General features: G+C 59.0%; 15 protein-coding genes. 8 read left to right on the top strand and 7 right to left on the bottom strand.

Annotated elements, in window-relative coordinates; translation table 11 throughout:
• Positions 1–81: 81 nt before the first annotated feature.
• Genes AC0QKW_RS25250 through AC0QKW_RS25240 form a run of 3 tightly spaced genes read right to left on the bottom strand, consistent with a single transcriptional unit; the run spans position 82 to position 2,622 of the window.
• Positions 82–723 (bottom strand): ABC transporter permease, encoded by a 642-nt coding sequence (locus tag AC0QKW_RS25250; RefSeq protein WP_473153882.1) that lies wholly within the window; start codon positions 721–723, stop codon positions 82–84.
• Positions 720–1,673 carry an ABC transporter ATP-binding protein gene (locus AC0QKW_RS25245; RefSeq protein ID WP_473153881.1) on the bottom strand — a complete coding sequence of 318 codons (954 nt, stop codon included), beginning with the start codon at positions 1,671–1,673 and terminating at the stop codon, positions 720–722. Before AC0QKW_RS25245 ends, AC0QKW_RS25250 begins: the two co-directional genes overlap by 4 nt.
• A gap of 43 nt (positions 1,674–1,716) precedes the next feature.
• Positions 1,717–2,622, bottom strand: a complete 906-nt coding sequence (locus AC0QKW_RS25240) for a glycine betaine ABC transporter substrate-binding protein (protein WP_473153880.1) — start codon at positions 2,620–2,622, stop codon at positions 1,717–1,719.
• A 217-nt stretch (positions 2,623–2,839) separates the two neighbouring features.
• On the opposite strand from AC0QKW_RS25240, the gene AC0QKW_RS25235 reads away from it, so the two are divergent.
• From AC0QKW_RS25235 to rpsU, 4 genes are all read left to right on the top strand, one after another.
• On the top strand, positions 2,840–3,232 hold the full coding sequence (locus AC0QKW_RS25235) for a carboxymuconolactone decarboxylase family protein (RefSeq protein ID WP_473153879.1): 393 nt from the start codon (positions 2,840–2,842) through the stop codon (positions 3,230–3,232).
• Positions 3,233–3,311: 79 nt separating this feature from the next.
• Positions 3,312–4,058: an SDR family oxidoreductase gene (locus AC0QKW_RS25230; RefSeq protein WP_473154025.1), complete on the top strand. Its 747-nt coding sequence runs from the start codon at positions 3,312–3,314 to the stop codon at positions 4,056–4,058.
• A gap of 113 nt (positions 4,059–4,171) precedes the next feature.
• Positions 4,172–5,467, top strand: coding sequence for a metallophosphoesterase family protein (locus tag AC0QKW_RS25225; protein ID WP_473153878.1), 1,296 nt, complete (start codon positions 4,172–4,174; stop codon positions 5,465–5,467).
• Between the two features lie 365 nt (positions 5,468–5,832).
• On the top strand, positions 5,833–6,009 hold the full coding sequence (gene rpsU / locus AC0QKW_RS25220) for a 30S ribosomal protein S21 (RefSeq protein WP_194052138.1): 177 nt from the start codon (positions 5,833–5,835) through the stop codon (positions 6,007–6,009).
• Between the two features lie 91 nt (positions 6,010–6,100).
• Here the strand turns inward: rpsU and AC0QKW_RS25215 are convergent, their stop codons facing one another.
• The 3 genes from AC0QKW_RS25215 to AC0QKW_RS25205 all read right to left on the bottom strand — a co-directional run bounded on the left by AC0QKW_RS25215 (position 6,101) and on the right by AC0QKW_RS25205 (position 9,548).
• Positions 6,101–8,170, bottom strand: coding sequence for a hypothetical protein (locus tag AC0QKW_RS25215; RefSeq protein WP_473153877.1), 2,070 nt, complete (start codon positions 8,168–8,170; stop codon positions 6,101–6,103).
• A 319-nt stretch (positions 8,171–8,489) separates the two neighbouring features.
• The gene (gene psb34, locus AC0QKW_RS25210; RefSeq protein WP_473153876.1) at positions 8,490–8,660 is read right to left on the bottom strand and encodes a photosystem II assembly protein Psb34; all 171 of its coding nucleotides are present in this window, start codon (positions 8,658–8,660) and stop codon (positions 8,490–8,492) included.
• Positions 8,661–8,762: 102 nt separating this feature from the next.
• Positions 8,763–9,548, bottom strand: a complete 786-nt coding sequence (locus AC0QKW_RS25205; RefSeq protein ID WP_473153875.1) for an MBL fold metallo-hydrolase — start codon at positions 9,546–9,548, stop codon at positions 8,763–8,765.
• 269 nt (positions 9,549–9,817) lie between these two features.
• Here AC0QKW_RS25205 and AC0QKW_RS25200 point away from each other — a divergent pair, with 269 nt between their 5' ends.
• From AC0QKW_RS25200 to AC0QKW_RS25190, 3 genes are all read left to right on the top strand, one after another.
• Entirely contained in the window at positions 9,818–10,723 is a 906-nt protein-coding gene (locus AC0QKW_RS25200) for a M23 family metallopeptidase (RefSeq protein WP_473153874.1), read from the top strand.
• 137 nt (positions 10,724–10,860) lie between these two features.
• A complete protein-coding gene (gene aroC / locus AC0QKW_RS25195) occupies positions 10,861–11,949 on the top strand; it encodes a chorismate synthase (protein ID WP_473153873.1) in 1,089 nt (362 codons plus the stop codon).
• Between the two features lie 2 nt (positions 11,950–11,951).
• Entirely contained in the window at positions 11,952–12,314 is a 363-nt protein-coding gene (locus tag AC0QKW_RS25190; protein ID WP_473153872.1) for a cupin domain-containing protein, read from the top strand.
• A gap of 123 nt (positions 12,315–12,437) precedes the next feature.
• Here AC0QKW_RS25190 and AC0QKW_RS25185 read toward each other — a convergent pair whose 3' ends face one another.
• Positions 12,438–13,607, bottom strand: a complete 1,170-nt coding sequence (locus tag AC0QKW_RS25185) for a histidine kinase (RefSeq protein ID WP_473153871.1) — start codon at positions 13,605–13,607, stop codon at positions 12,438–12,440.
• Positions 13,608–14,091: 484 nt separating this feature from the next.
• Between AC0QKW_RS25185 and AC0QKW_RS25180 the strand changes: the two genes are divergently transcribed.
• Entirely contained in the window at positions 14,092–14,664 is a 573-nt protein-coding gene (locus tag AC0QKW_RS25180) for a hypothetical protein (RefSeq protein ID WP_473153870.1), read from the top strand.
• The last annotated feature ends 50 nt before the right edge of the window (positions 14,665–14,714 follow it).

Genomic DNA, 14,714 nt, shown 5'->3' with positions numbered 1-14,714 from the left:
AAGCAGGATCGCTTCACGTGAAATGGCACGGACAAATGGTTGGTGGGCAATGCTCACCCTACGGCCTGGGGAATGGGACGGTCAAAAATACGATTCTTTTTTCAGGCGGTGCTGGGGCTGGCTGTAGTGCTCTAGAGCTAGTAGCAGCCCGTTAATCACCAGCGCCAGCACCGCCACTGCGATTGACCCGGCGACAATTTTGTCGTAGCGGTTGGTCTGAATGCCGTCGAACAGAAGTTTGCCTAGGCCCCCAGCATTGAACTTGGCTCCAATGGTGGCGATCGCGATCGCCACTATCGCCGCGATCCGCACCCCGGCCAAAAACACTGGCAGCACCAACGGCACCTGCACCCGCCACCACCGCTGGGCCACGCTCATACCCATGCCCCTGGCCGCCTCCAGCACGGCGGGGTTGATGCCCGCCAGGCCCACGGTCAGGTTGCGCACCAAAATCACCTGGGTATAGAGCACCATGGCCACAATCACCGAGGTGGCGTTGAGGCCAAACAGCGGCACCAAAAAGATAATCAGCGCCAGGCTAGGGATCGTGTAGAGAATGCCCAGCCCGCCCAGCACAGGGACGGCCAGCCAGCGCAGGCGGGTGACCAGCAGAGCCAGGGGGATGGCGAGGGCGATCGCAATCCCCAGCGCCATCCCTGTCATGCGCAGGTGTTGCAGCAGCAGCGTCAGCACATCGCCTGGGTTGCTGAGTAGATAGCTCATTGCCCAGGCCTCGCCGACTCGCGAATGTGGTCGAGGGTGAGCAGCCCCACTGGGCTGCCCTCCTTGAGCACCGTCAGAGCCGGTGCCCCGGTCTTGAGCATCAGCGACAGGGCGTCACGCAGGCTGTCGTGGTGGGCCAGGGTAGGGTTGTGGCCGTAGCTGTGCGGCAGCGCCATCATCGCCGAGCTGACCCGCAGCAGACCCAGCTGGCGCACCATATCGTCGGCCCCCAGCAGGTTGTAAACAAACTCATTGGCGGGCTGGGTGAGCAGGTTAAAGGGGGTGTCAAACTGCACCACCTCGCCCTGGCGCATGATCAAAATGCGATCGGCCAGACGCAGGGCCTCTTCTACATCGTGGGAGACAAACAAAATAGTCTTTTTGAGCTGCCCCTGGAGGCGAAGAATCTCGTCCTGCAGGGCGGTGCGGGTAATCGCGTCGATCGCCCCAAAGGGCTCATCCATCAGCATAATGCCGGGGTTGCCCGCCAGCGCCCGAGCAATGCCCACCCGCTGCTGCTGCCCGCCCGAGAGCTGAGTGGGGTAGCGATGGCGAAATTCTGCTGGTGGCAGCTTGACCAGGTCTAACAGCTCGTCAATGCGCGCCTGAATCTGGGGTTTGGGCCAGCCCAGCAGCTTGGGCACCACCGCCACATTACCCGCCACCGTCATGTGGGGAAACAGCCCCGACTGCTGAATCACGTAACCGATCCGCTGGCGCAGTTTGGTAGCCTTGATCTGGCGAATATTCACCCCGTCGAGAAAGATGTTGCCCCCGGTGGGCTCATAGAGGCGGTTGACCATCTTGAGCAGGGTAGTTTTGCCGCAGCCCGACGGCCCCAAAATCACCACGATTTCCCCCGCATTGACCTGGCAGGTGACCCGGCTCACCGCCGGGCGCCCTCCACCGGCAAACCGCAGCGATACATCGTCAAACTGAATGGCACCCATGGCTTTTTCTCGGGACAGGGCTCGGAGGAGATGTCGCTGAGGGCTACTCGGCAATCAGGCCCGCATTCACCAAAAACTCGCGGGCCACATCGGCGGGCTCACGCTGGTTGCCGCTGACCTCATAGTTCAGCTCGCGCATTACCCCGTCGTCGAGCAGGGGCGATAGCTGGTTGAGGGCATCGGCAATGCCGGGGTTGGCCTCTAAGGCCGCCTGACTAACAATCGGGGCCACCTGGTAGGGCGGAAACAGCCCCTCGTCATCTTCTAGCACCACCAGGTTAAAGGCGTTGATTTCGCCGTCGGTGCCAAAGGCCACCGCCACGTCGGCCTCGCCATCGACCAGCCCCCTGTAGCGCAGGCCCGCATCCACAGCCTTATAGTCTTTGAGCGAGAAATTGCCGTAGGCCGCCTGCAACCCTGGCAAGCCATCTTCGCGTACTTCAAACTCTGGGGGGCCAATTAGGGTGAGGGCGTTGGCCTGGGCGACAAAGTCAGAAATAGTGCGAATATTGAGGGCGTCGGCCTGCTCTGCGGTCATGGCCAGGGCCTGGGTGTTGTTCATCGGCGACGGGTCAAGCCACACCAGGCCAAAGCGCTCTAGATACTCCTGCTTGACGGTGTCAAAGACGGCCTGCCGGTCACTGCTGGCGGGCAGATTGAGCACGGTGAGCAGAGCGGTGCCAGTATATTCGGGATAGAGGTCAATTTCGCCGCTCTCGATCGCCGCTTGAGCGACGGGGGTACCGCCGAGGTTGAGTTTGCGATCGACGGTAAAGCCGTTTTCTTCGAGCACCAGGGCATACATCTCGCCAATGATCAGCTGCTCGGTAAAGTCTTTAGAGCCCACGCTTACGACATCGTCACCGCCGCCGCTGCCACAGCCCACTGCCACGAGGGCGGCTACCACCCCCAGACAAGCTTGGTTAAACCACCGTCGAGAAAATGTCATAGGGGTAACTTTAAAGCCTGAAACTCAGCAAGGCAGCCTTGCCACCGTTCTCCTGAGAATATCATAGGACTTTTGGCTCTGGGTTCCTGCCCCTGGGTTTTGCCTCGCTAGGCGGGGATCGCTCATTAGCAGCGCTGATTACAGGGGTGATTCCAGCAAGTGATGCCCTAAAACTGGGACGCCGTTCTATGCTCAAGCAAATTCTTCAGTAAAACCCATGGATCCTACTCGATACAGTCGCGGGCAAGCGGCCCTCGCTCGAATTCACGGCCACATTGGCGAAGGCGTCATGGCAGCCCTGGGCGATATTGCCCCCGACTTTGCCCGCTTGATCATCGAGTTTCCCTATGGCGATATCTACTCTCGGGAGGGGCTATCACCCAAGGAGCGGCAGATTGCCACGATCGCATCCCTCGTCACCCTGGGCAATGCCCCTACAGAGCTAAAAGCCCACATTCAGGGCAGTCTCAACGTCGGCTGCACTAAGGACGAAATTGTGGAGGTGATCATGCAAATGGCGGTGTACGCCGGGTTTCCGGCGGCCCTGAACGCGCTACTGGTCGCCAAAGATCTGTTTGCCGAATTGGATGCCGCCGCCGATCAGCCCTAAGGACTCTGACTGAGCGTCAGCCGGAGGGTATCAAGCTACATTTTTACAGTCCCGAAGGGGTGGTCTCGTGATGACAATGATGCAACCGGTTGTGATCGTGACTGGCGGCAGTCGCGGCATTGGGGCGGCCACCGCCCGGCTAGCGGCAGAACGCGGGTATGCGGTGTGCATCAACTATCGGCACCATCAAGCAGCAGCCCAGGAGGGAGTGGAGGCGATCGTCGCAACCGGAGGAAAGGCGATCGCCGTCTGCGCCGATATTGCCGTTGAGAGCGATGTCATGGGTCTCTTTCAAACTGTCGATGAGCAGTTAGGCCCGATTACCGCCTTGGTGAATAACGCAGGCATTTTAGAGCCGCAGCAACCGGTAGCGCAGATCAATGCGGCCCGGCTCAGCCGCGTCTTTGCAACCAACGTGATCGGTAGCTTTTTGTGCGCACGCGAAGCGATCAAGCGCATGTCAACCCAACAGGGCGGAGGCGGGGGGGCAATTGTGAATGTGTCATCGGTGGCCGCCCGGCTGGGTGCCCCTGGCGAGTATGTCGACTATGCGGCGTCAAAGGGGGCGATCGATACGTTGACCATAGGCCTCGCCCAGGAGGTCGCCCAGGAGGGTATTCGCGTCAATGCTGTGCGTCCGGGGTTTATCGATACCGACATTCACGCTAGCGGCGGCGAACCCCAGCGCCTAGAACGGGTGAAAGAGTCTATTCCCTTAGGACGCGGGGGCGAGGCCATGGAAGTGGCAAGGGCCATTGTATGGCTGCTCTCGGCGGAGGCCTCCTACATCACCGGTGCCTTGATTGATGTGGCCGGGGGTAAATAGCCCTGGGTTGGGCAGCAGTGCCGAGGATGTTCATTTTTTTAGTATTAGCTCAGCCAAGCTGTCATCAAACTCCTCTACCCCCTGCGCAAAGGTGAGAAGGATAGGGTAAGTTTATGCCTGTGGTTAGCCCCGAGTCGGTCATGGGTCACAAGCGTTTTTTAACCGGGCTGTGCCTGGGTATGGTGCTCAGTATCTGCATCGCCTGCTCCCAGCGGGTGCTGCTCTCTAATGGAGCGGTGCCAGCACCTGCCGATGCCACAGTTGCGGCGGTGGCCCCCGCCGATGCCAGGGAGGGCATTGCCGCCGCCGAGGCTCCCGTGGCCCTCTCCGCTGCGGCCCAGGCCTGGGTGGATGGTGTGCCCGGCGGCATGGCCAACCCGCCCCGACACGATGTGCGCCTGGTGGTGATCAGCGACCTCAACAGCGCCTATGGTTCTACCACCTACGATCCTGAAATAGATCAGGCGATCGCCCTTCTACCCTTTTGGCAGCCCGACCTGGTGGTGTGCAGCGGCGACATGGTAGCCGGTCAAGACCGGTCTCTCACTCCAGACCAGATCAACGCCATGTGGCAGGCCTTTGACGACCACGTGGCCGCCCCCCTGCGCCAGCAAAGGGTGCCCTTTGGGTTTACCATCGGCAACCACGACGCATCTAGCGCCACGGGGGCAAACAACGCCTTTCTCTTTCAGCAGGAGCGCGACCTAGCCACCAGCTACTGGGCCGCCCCGCAGCACAACCCTGGGGTCAATTTCATCGATCGCGACGACTTTCCCTTCTTCTACACCTTTGAGCAAGACGGTATTTTCTTCATGGCATGGGATGGGTCGTCAAGCCGCATTCCCGCCAACAGGCTGGCCTGGGTCGAGAGCACCCTAGCCAGTGATATAGCCCAGCAGGCCAAGGCAAGAATTTTGATCAGCCATCTGCCTCTCTACGGGGTAGCGGTGGGGCGCGACAAACCCGGCGAAGTCATGGGCAATGCCGACCAACTGCGGGCCATGCTCGAGCGCTACAACGTACATACCTATATCAGCGGGCACCAACACGCCTACTACCCAGGCCACCGAGGCCAGCTCCAGATGCTGCACATGGGCATTTTAGGTTCCGGGCCACGCCCATTGATTGACAGCCAGCTGCCTCCCTGGAAGGCGCTGACCGTAGTGGATATTGACTTTAACGCGCCCGACCTCACCACCTATACCACCTACGATATTCAAACCCTGCGCACCATTGACTTTGAGGAACTGCCCCGGTTTGTAGCCGGGCACAACGGTATCGTGCTGCGGCGCGATGTCAGCTACGACGATCTCGCCCCTGATGAAAAATCCTTCTGTGAGCAGCGCCTGGGCCAGGCTCTCTGTACAGGCACACTGCCTTTCCCTCGTCCCAAGACCTACGCGGCTTAGCCCCGTCCAGTTCCCCCTCAAACACCAGGGCGGCAACTTGATTCGCCCAGGCTCGACCCGGTGCGTGCCACCCTCAGTAGGGTGGGTGCCCCTTGGCAGCGATAAATTCTGTGCTAGTCTGGTAAGAATGAAAAAGGCACATCTGCCTAAATTCTGCTGTCTATAGGGGCTATGGCCTCGACAAGGCTTGTTTAGACAGGCTGGCAGATAGCAATACAACCATGACGACTCTGCCTGGAGCAATGGGAGGTGGCTCGACCGCTCCAGGGCACCTGACCAGCATTTTGTGGGTTTAGCGCCCACCGATCGACCGTTCAGCAATTTATCCCTCTGTTCATCCCTAAGGAGTAAAGAAGCGGTTTCGTATGACTCAAGTCGTTGTCGGTGAAAACGAAGGCATTGAATCGGCCCTGCGTCGCTTTAAGCGGCAGGTGTCTAAAGCCGGGGTTTTTTCGGAAGTTAAGCGTCGTCGCCACTTCGAGACGCCCCAAGAAAAGCGCAAGCGTAAGGCCGTCGCCCGTCGCAAGAAGCGCTTCCGTTAAAGCTCTAGTCAAAAAAGGGCTCTAGTCAAAAAAGGGGGATGTTGCTGAGCAACATCCCCCTTTTTTGGATCTTGATTGGGGGGTGGAGAAACTATTCTGGGGCGTTGGTGGTCACCAGGGTGAGTAGCGGCCCCATCTGCTCTTGACCGCTGACCGCCAGGTCGCTGTGGCACAGCACTACCCGCTCTGTCACCCGACCCAGCAGATCGCGGAGAATGCGCTCGGGGCGATCGCGGTGCAGCGTTTCCACATCCTCCGTTTTCCACGGTCGACCGGGGTAACTGCCTAAAAACAGTGGGTAGCCAAACAGCAGGCTTTCGGTGCCAGCCAGCCAGCGGGGGGAACCGGCGTCGATCCAAAAGTGCCAGCGGTGGCGCAGCCGCTGGAGGCGGTATTGGTACACCGTGGCAATGGTGATCACCCGATCTGACTCGACCGGGTAGGGGTTGGCGGTGACGGTGCCCTGGCGCAGCAGCAAAATAAATCGCTCCAGAGAGGCTTTCATCGACCCGGTGGCGGGGTTGCCCAACACGGGCTCCACCTGGCGCAGGCGATCTTCCACCGCCCAGTAGTGCTGGGTGGTCTCCATCAGCTCCCGCAGGGCAGCGAGCTGGTCGGGGGGCAGGTGGCTGCCGCCCCAAAAAAAGGCCTGAATGGCGCGATCGAGCACGCTGATCACCCCTGGAGTGAGCCGCTGCTGGCGCTGCTGGCGCTGTTGGTCGATCCAATGGCGCAGGCGACCGTAGGCCTCGGTGGCCTTATAGCCCAGGCGATCCCACCGGTCGAAGCGCTCGACGGGCAGCAGCTCGGGCTGATCTAGGCTGGGCTCAAAGCAGTGATCGACCAGCAGCTCGGCCCGCACTGGGTCAATGTGTACCGCCTCAAACCAGGGGCCGACCTCCGGGGCCTGGGGTATTTGGCTCAGCACCACCAGCATTTCGGCCACATCCTCGGCGTTGGCTAGTCGCCCCAGGCCGGGGTACACAAAGGTCAGCAGGGTCAGCAGGGCCCGCACCAGGGGCGAGTGAATCACGGGCCGCTGGTCGCTGAGGGAGGCCACCGGCAACCCCCGATTGCTGAGAATTTCGGCCAGGGTGTAGCGGGCAATCGCATCTAGCCCCGGCCCGATAATCGCAATCTCCTGGGGGGCCACCTGCCCCGCCTCTACCGCCGCCGTCACCCGGTCTGCGGTCTGGCGCAGCAGCTGCCCCCGCGACACCGTTTGCAAAGTTTGAAAGCAATCCAACGGCTCCGGCAACGCCATCGGGTTCATCACCCACTCCACTACCGCATCGCCCCATTGGTAAGCCAGAGAGTCGGTGGCGGGAGTGGTCTGGTCGATCACCTGGCACTGATCCCGCAGCTGTTCTAGGGCGTCGGGGTCGGCCCCTAGGCCCATGCGCACCTTGCCGCAGGGGTTCCAGGTCAGAGCCACGGGGCGATCGCGATCGATAAAGAGCTGAATCAGGTGAGCGGCGATCGCCGGGTACTCATCTAGATCGTCGGCAAACAGACCGCCGTAGCGGGTCAGCAGCTTTTCCTGGTACAGCGGGTGGGGCAGCAAATGCCGCCAGTACAGCTCCGTCATCACCCCGTAGGTCAGCAGCCCCCGGGCCAGGCACCAGTCGCGCCACTCTACTAGGGTTTCTCCCACCGATCGCCACAGGCTCTCTGGGGCGTACCCCGCCGGTATGCCCTCGGGCAGCCGCTCCGGCAAATCGTCGATCGGAATGCCCCCCGCCGCCGCCTGCTGCAAAAAATCTAAAAACCGTCGCACCGCCTGGGCTTCGAGCCAGCCCTCCACCGTCAGGGTGCCGTCGAGTAGCTGCGATCGCCAGCGCTCCGTGGCCAAATCCTGCTCATTCTCAGGCCGCAGCCGCAGAGGAAACTGCGGCGACAGCCCCAGCTTTTCGACAATCAGCGGCCAAAACAGGGTCACCTCATCCTGAATGAACCCGTTGGGCGTAGTGGTCACCGCCGCTACCCCAGGGGCAACATCGCCCAGTCTGGCCGCAAGCCGCAAACGATTGTCACCATTGGCAGAAATTATCAGATGACTCTGGCCTGGCGCTAAGAGCTGCCCAGCGACAAGTTGATCGAGCAACCAAGCTGTCTTACCACTGCCCGTTGCACCCTCCAGCCATTGGGGTCGATTGGACATGGTGCTCAACAATAACTACCTTGGCTACTCTACCCTGGGGCATCCTCGTCTCCCTATGAAACGTCCCCCTAGCAAATTGTTTTAAATCAAAAGGGCCTGGGCAGCTCAGCTACTCCAGCCCCCCTAAAGCTGAAGCTATCTCGAACTTGCCTTACGAAACCCCGGTTCAAAATAGGAATGCCGTAGGGGCATTACAGTGAAATGCCCCTACAAACCGGGCGTAACCCAATAGAATTCGGTATTATCTGAGCTCTAGGACTGGGAAATTTGAGACCTCAGAATCTTGGGCGAGGAACTCGAGGATAAACCTAGAGCGCCGCTAAGATACCGATACAGCGACGACCATCAGCCCTACCACCAATACCAGCGCCAAACCGCCTAAGATCAGATAGTTGCGCTTTTGAGACGCGGTAGGGGGCTCAGCCTCATACATCTTTGGCTCGTTGGCAAAGTTGTTGAGGCGACCGCCCTCTTCGGTGGTGTAAGGCATCGCAAAACTCCTTCTTAAAAGTTAATAACCTTAAAAGCAGGTTACCTGAATACCGCTCGCCTGAATAGCCCACCGCGATCCCCGGCGGTTGTGAGATTATGCTCAAACCTTTTCTGGCAATGGCTTGCGAGAGATCAATTCCAGTGTCATGACCTGGCCCACCACTGGGGCCATCACCTGGGTATGGCCTCCCCTGGCGTCAATGGCGGCTTGTAGGTCTTGGGAACTACCGATCGCCTTGAGCCAGTTGATCAGCACACCGCTGTAGGTCACCTCACCAGCATCGGCAGTGGGCAGCACCACCTGGGGCTGCAGCCAATCCACCAGTTCTAGCGCGCCTTTTTGACCACGAATAATGGGGCCGATCAGGGGCAGCGCCAGGTCAAGCACCGGGGTGATCACCACATCCACAGGCCCCTCCTGCTTCAGCTCAGCCCGATGAAACCCGTGGGGTTCGTAAAACAGCGAAGCTCCGGAGATCTCATCGCGCAGAATATAGCCATTTTCAACCAGGGTGGGGCCGACTGGCGCTCCTGGTACCGCCTGAATGGTGAGCGACCCGAGAATATAGGTCTCGCCGTGGTTAAGGGCGGTCACCTGGCGGTAGCCCATGTCCGTTACCACCTTGGCGGCATTAGGCGATCCCACTACCGGAATGGCATGGTCTAAGGCCTCTAGCGTGGGTGGATGGGCATGGTCTTCTAGCCCCTGGCTGAGCAAGATCAGGTCAATATTTTTGGGCATGGGTTGGGGGTGAGGATGCTCGCCCCTAAATAGCCAGGATTGCTGGCCAAACACCAGGTCTCCCACCAGCCAGGGGTCAAGCAAGATGCGCTGCCCGCCGACGGCGATTAGCCAAGAGTTGCTGTCTAGCCAGGTTACTTCCATGGGCTTAAGTCCCTACAGAGCGGTTTAACTGGACGCGGTTTAACTGGACATGATAATGAGACAATTGTAACGGATTCTTTACGAGACTTGGAGATGACAGACTGGGCGATCGTTCCAAATCTAGCTCCCAGCCAGCTCTCTATAGTGCTTTCAGCAATGTGGGCACCCCTGCAAACCTGCCCTGAAATTGTGCAAACGCGCTGATCCCCGTATAATCCTTTCTCGTCTGATGGTTTGTGTTTGGTGATCTTTCCGCCGCTAGTTTTGCCATGGCCCGCTTCCAGCTTAAGCCCTACACCGTTCTGATTACGGCAACCGGCAAGTCTTCCATTACCCTCACCCTGCGGCCATTGCCGCTGCTGGTGGCAATGGCGGTGCTGGTGGGTGCTCCCCTCACGTGGATTGGTCTGCTGCTCTACCAAAACGTACAGCTGGCCCAGCGCAACCAAAACCTGTCTGAGACCGCCAGCGAAGTGCTCACCGAGCTAAACGCCATCGACAGCGAAATTGAGGTGCTCAAAAACCGGGCTGGGCTACCCGATGAGGTCATCGATGGTCGGTCAGAGAGCCGTCTCATCCCTGACGTTGAGAGCGAGATTCCTCCCCGAGGTGGGGTGGCCGTTGCCGCCCCCGCCGAGATCATGTTTGACGAAGCCCGTCGCCAGCTCCCCAATCTGGAGGCGCTGCTGTCTCGGGCGATCAAACCGGCCCTAGAGCAAACCCTGGAGGACGAAGCCGAGGAAGCTGCCGCCTTTCCCAATGGCAAGCCCGTGGCTGGGGATCTGCCGATTTCCTCGGAGTTTGGTTTGCGATCTAACCCCTTTGGCGGACGTGGCTACGAAATGCACGAGGGCATTGATTTTGCCGGGCCGGTGGGTAAGCCGGTTCTGGCCACCGCTGAAGGCGTCGTGGTGGCGGCGGAGTACAGCGGCGGCTACGGCAACCACGTCAAGGTCGACCACGGTTTCAGCTACGAGACCCTCTATGCCCACCTATCCTCGCTGGAGGTCAAAATCGGCGATCGCGTCAAACGAGGCGATGTATTGGGCCACTTGGGGAGCACAGGACGGTCTTCTGGCCCTCACCTGCACTACAGCATCTACCGCAATGGCCAGGCGGTGAACCCCCGCTACTATTTGAAGCTAGCGGAGACTAAGGCGATTTCTGAAAAATAGTTTTCCGCAGCAGGCTTTGTCGATTGATGTTGATCGTAAGAAGCTTTCCGATCAACCGCTGAACTTGCCATTGGAACTGGCCATAGTAGGATCGATAAGTCTTACCTATCTAGGCCAGCAGCGGCCACACCAAATCTATGGGCAATACCTTTGGGCATTTGTTTCGCATTACCACCTTTGGGGAATCCCACGGCGGTGGGGTGGGCGTGGTCATCGATGGCTGTCCGCCCCGTCTAGAGATCACCGCTGAAGAAATTCAGGCTGAGCTCGATCGCCGTCGCCCTGGCCAGAGCAAGATTACCACCCCGCGCAAGGAGAGCGATCGCTGCGAGATTCTCTCCGGCGTCTTCGAGGGCAAAACCCTGGGCACTCCCATCGCCATTTTGGTGCGCAACGAAAACACTCGGCCCCAAGACTACAGCGAGATGGTCACCGCCTATCGCCCCTCCCACGCCGATGCCACCTACGACGCCAAGTACGGCCTGCGCAACTACCAGGGCGGCGGGAGATCGTCAGCCCGAGAAACCATCGGTCGGGTGGCCGCTGGGGCGATCGCCAAAAAAATCCTCTACCAAGTCACCGGGTCTGAAGTGATCGGCTACGTCAAGCGCATTCAAGACATCGAAGGCACCATCGACCCAGACCTCGTTACCCTAGAGCAGGTAGAAAGCAATATCGTTCGCTGCCCTGACGCCGACGCCGCCCAGCAAATGATCGATCGCATTGAGGCCATTCGCGACCAGGGCGACTCCATCGGTGGTGTAGTAGAGTGCATCGCCCGAGGTGTGCCCATGGGGCTAGGCTCACCTGTGTTTGACAAGCTAGAGGCCGATCTGGCCAAGGGCGTCATGTCGCTGCCCGCCAGCAAGGGCTTTGAGCTAGGATCCGGATTTGCCGGTACCCTGCTCACCGGCAGTGAACACAACGACGAGTTCTACACCGACGAACAGGGCATCTTGCGCACCCGCACCAACCGTTCTGGCGGCACCCAAGGGGGCATTACCAATGGTGAAAACGTCATCATTCGCGTCGCCTTTAAGCCCACGGCCACCATCCGCAAAGAGCAAAACACCGTCACGAATACCGGCGAGGCCACCGTCCTTGCCGCTCGCGGTCGTCATGACCCCTGTGTACTGCCTCGCGCCGTGCCCATGGTCGAGGCCATGATGGCTCTGGTGCTGTGCGATCACCTGCTGCGCCACCACGGCCAGTGTGAGCTGTTCTAGCCATGAAAATTACCGCCCTGCATCAGCTTCCTGACGCTGCCGTCTCCCACAATTCGGCCATCAAAAAGCGAGTCATGCTGGGGCGAGATGATCTACCCCACCTGACCAACTTCTCCCAAGCCTGCTTTACCCCAGGCCAAGTGGCCCCCGGCCACAGCCACCCCGACATGGCCGAGGTCTTCTTTGTCGAATCTGGCCAGGGCACCATCACGATCGATGGCCAGCCCTACCCCCTCGGCCCCGGCACCTGCATCGCTGTAGCCCCCCACGAGCACCACGAAGTCGCCAATACCGGCAGCACAGACCTCATTCTCATCTACTTTGGCCTGCGGGTTGAGCCGCCACAGCCCGCCACTATCGCCTGACGCGGGGCGCAACGGCAGCGACAGATCTACTCTGAATCAGCATCCCCGCAGGGCATCTACAGCTCACACTAGGGATCGGTTTCACGGTACGGATCGATAGTCTACCGGCCCCATCAGCACCTTCTAGGCACGGTAGACTGGCAGCGTGAAATAAAAAGAGCTGCCCTCCCCAGGAGCGGAGTCAACCCAAATTTGGCCGTAGTGGGCGCGAATGATGCGCTGACAAAGGGCCAGCCCCAGCCCGTAGCCCTCCTGGGTAACATCGCGCTGGAGTCGATAGCTCTCCTCAAAAACTTTGTCGCGGTTTTCGACGGGGATGCCTGGGCCGGTGTCGGTGATAGCCACCTGCACTTTTTGGGTGGTGCGGTGCAAGGCGATGATAGACACCTCTCCCCCATTGGGGGTGTATTTAATGGCGTTGTCGAGCAAGTTAGTCACCACCCGATTGACCTGGGTGCCGTCGGCATAGACTGCGGGCAGGTCTTGGGGTATTTCAACGGTGAGATGCTGATGCTTTTCGTGCAGGCGATTTTGAAACGTGTCGATCACATCTAAGCAGAGGGCAGCGAGGTCTAGCTCCTGGGGCACAATTTGTAGCTCCATAGAGGCCCCTCGGGCCGCTTTGAGAATGTCAGTAATCATGCGGTTGATGGCCCGGATCTGGGTCTTGGCATGCTTTAGCAATTGACCGGTCAGCTCAGGGCTCAGGGTAAGGTGGCGGGTCTGGTTGGGGGCGTAGCCCAACTCCAAGGTTTCTACGGCAATGGAGGCAGCGGTCAGGGGATTGCGCAGATCGTGGGCCATCATGGCGATGATGCGGTCTTTAAAGCGCAGCTGGGCTTCTAGCTCCTCGCGGGTTTGATTGAGGCGAAAGATCTCATCAGAGAGTTTCATCAGCTCAGCCGAATAGCTGAGGGAGTTATCGTCATTGACCGGCGGAACAATGGGGGCATCGAGCCCCCCCTCAAAGGTGAGGGTATCTAGATGCTCCTGCTGCCACTTGGGCCACCATCGCTCTAGCTGATTGACAATGTTGCTACCCGCCAGCATCTGCTGGGGAGCGGGGGAAATTTTGATTAGAGCTGGGCTGGCCACCAGCTTGTAGTACTCGGCTAGATAGGGCTGCTCGCCGATATCTACCACATCTAGGTTGAACTCAAAATGGGCTTCAAGGGTTTTCAGGTATTGCTTGATCTGGCGCACCTGCCGGGCCAGACTGGGCCGCTTATCGATGAATAGCAGCAGCTTGAGGGGCACCCGAACATCGTCAAAGGAAGTGGAGGAATCCTCCATTGCCATCTTTTAAACCTCTGAAAGCCAGTTTCACCCATAATTTTACCCTGACTCTCAGGCTCTCTACGGCTCAATCTGGGCAGGGTGAGAGGTAACCGTCGAGGCCAGAGCTGATCAACCAATTCTCAATCTGGCCTATGGACAGATGCGGCCCAACGAACTTTGCCTGACACTAAGGTCAACGGCAACGATAGTTATGAGTTTAGAAATAACCCCTGCGGTTAGGTAAAAACTCATGCCAGCTCTGCTCAATTACAGGACTGACTTCTTTAGTAATAAGAGACTAACAAGAGTTGTTACGGTTCGTGGCTGAAGGGTGAGCCTAGCGCGCTGATTCCCTTACATTGACATTGAGGGCGTAGAGCCTGAAAAGGCCGCAGCGCAGACCCAAGGGCACCCCGCAACAGGCCCAGCCGATTGGCCACAGGCGATCGCAGGTGGGCAATCGCCGGATTCAAAAATTCAATCAAAGGGGGTAAATAGAGTGGGTATTCAAAAAGTTCAATCCAAGCTGTTTTCTGCCCTGGTGAAGCCAGTTTTGCGCCAGGGATTAAGACGCGATCGCAGCTTCTTATCTTCCTTGGTACTGTTTGCCGCAGTTTTTGGTGCCGTTGGTGCTGCCGCCCCGGCTCAGTCCCAGAGCAGTTTGCAGAGTGATACAGCCTTGGCCGTTGCCCAGGCTACCTCTGAAGCAGCTACGGGTCACTACCTATTTGGTCAAACCCCTCAGCCCGACCAGATTGGCCAAGGCTATGTCGTGCTTGAGCGCAATGGCGATCAGGTCTACGGCGCGCTCTACTATCCCAGCTCTTCGTTCGACTGCTTTACCGGTCAGGTGCAGGGTAGCCAGTTGGCTATGAACATCTTTAGCACCTATGACCAAGAGGCCTATCCCTACAGTTTGGCTTTGGCAGAGGGGCCTGCGATCGCCGCTGGTGAGACCGTCTCTGAGTCAGTACCTTTTAACCTCAGTGGTTTCTACGCCATCGATAGCCTCAGCGACAATGACCACCGCATTTTGGCCATGTGCCGCAGCTCTTTAAACATTCAACCCTAGAGCACCGAGAGCCAGGGCTCTAGGGGGCAGCCGTTACCCAGTTAACTGTT

The sequence above is a fragment of the Pseudanabaena sp. PCC 9330 genome, assembly GCF_055795045.1.
Note: the sequence above shows the minus strand (reverse complement) of the source record. Positions and strands in the feature narration are given on the sequence as shown.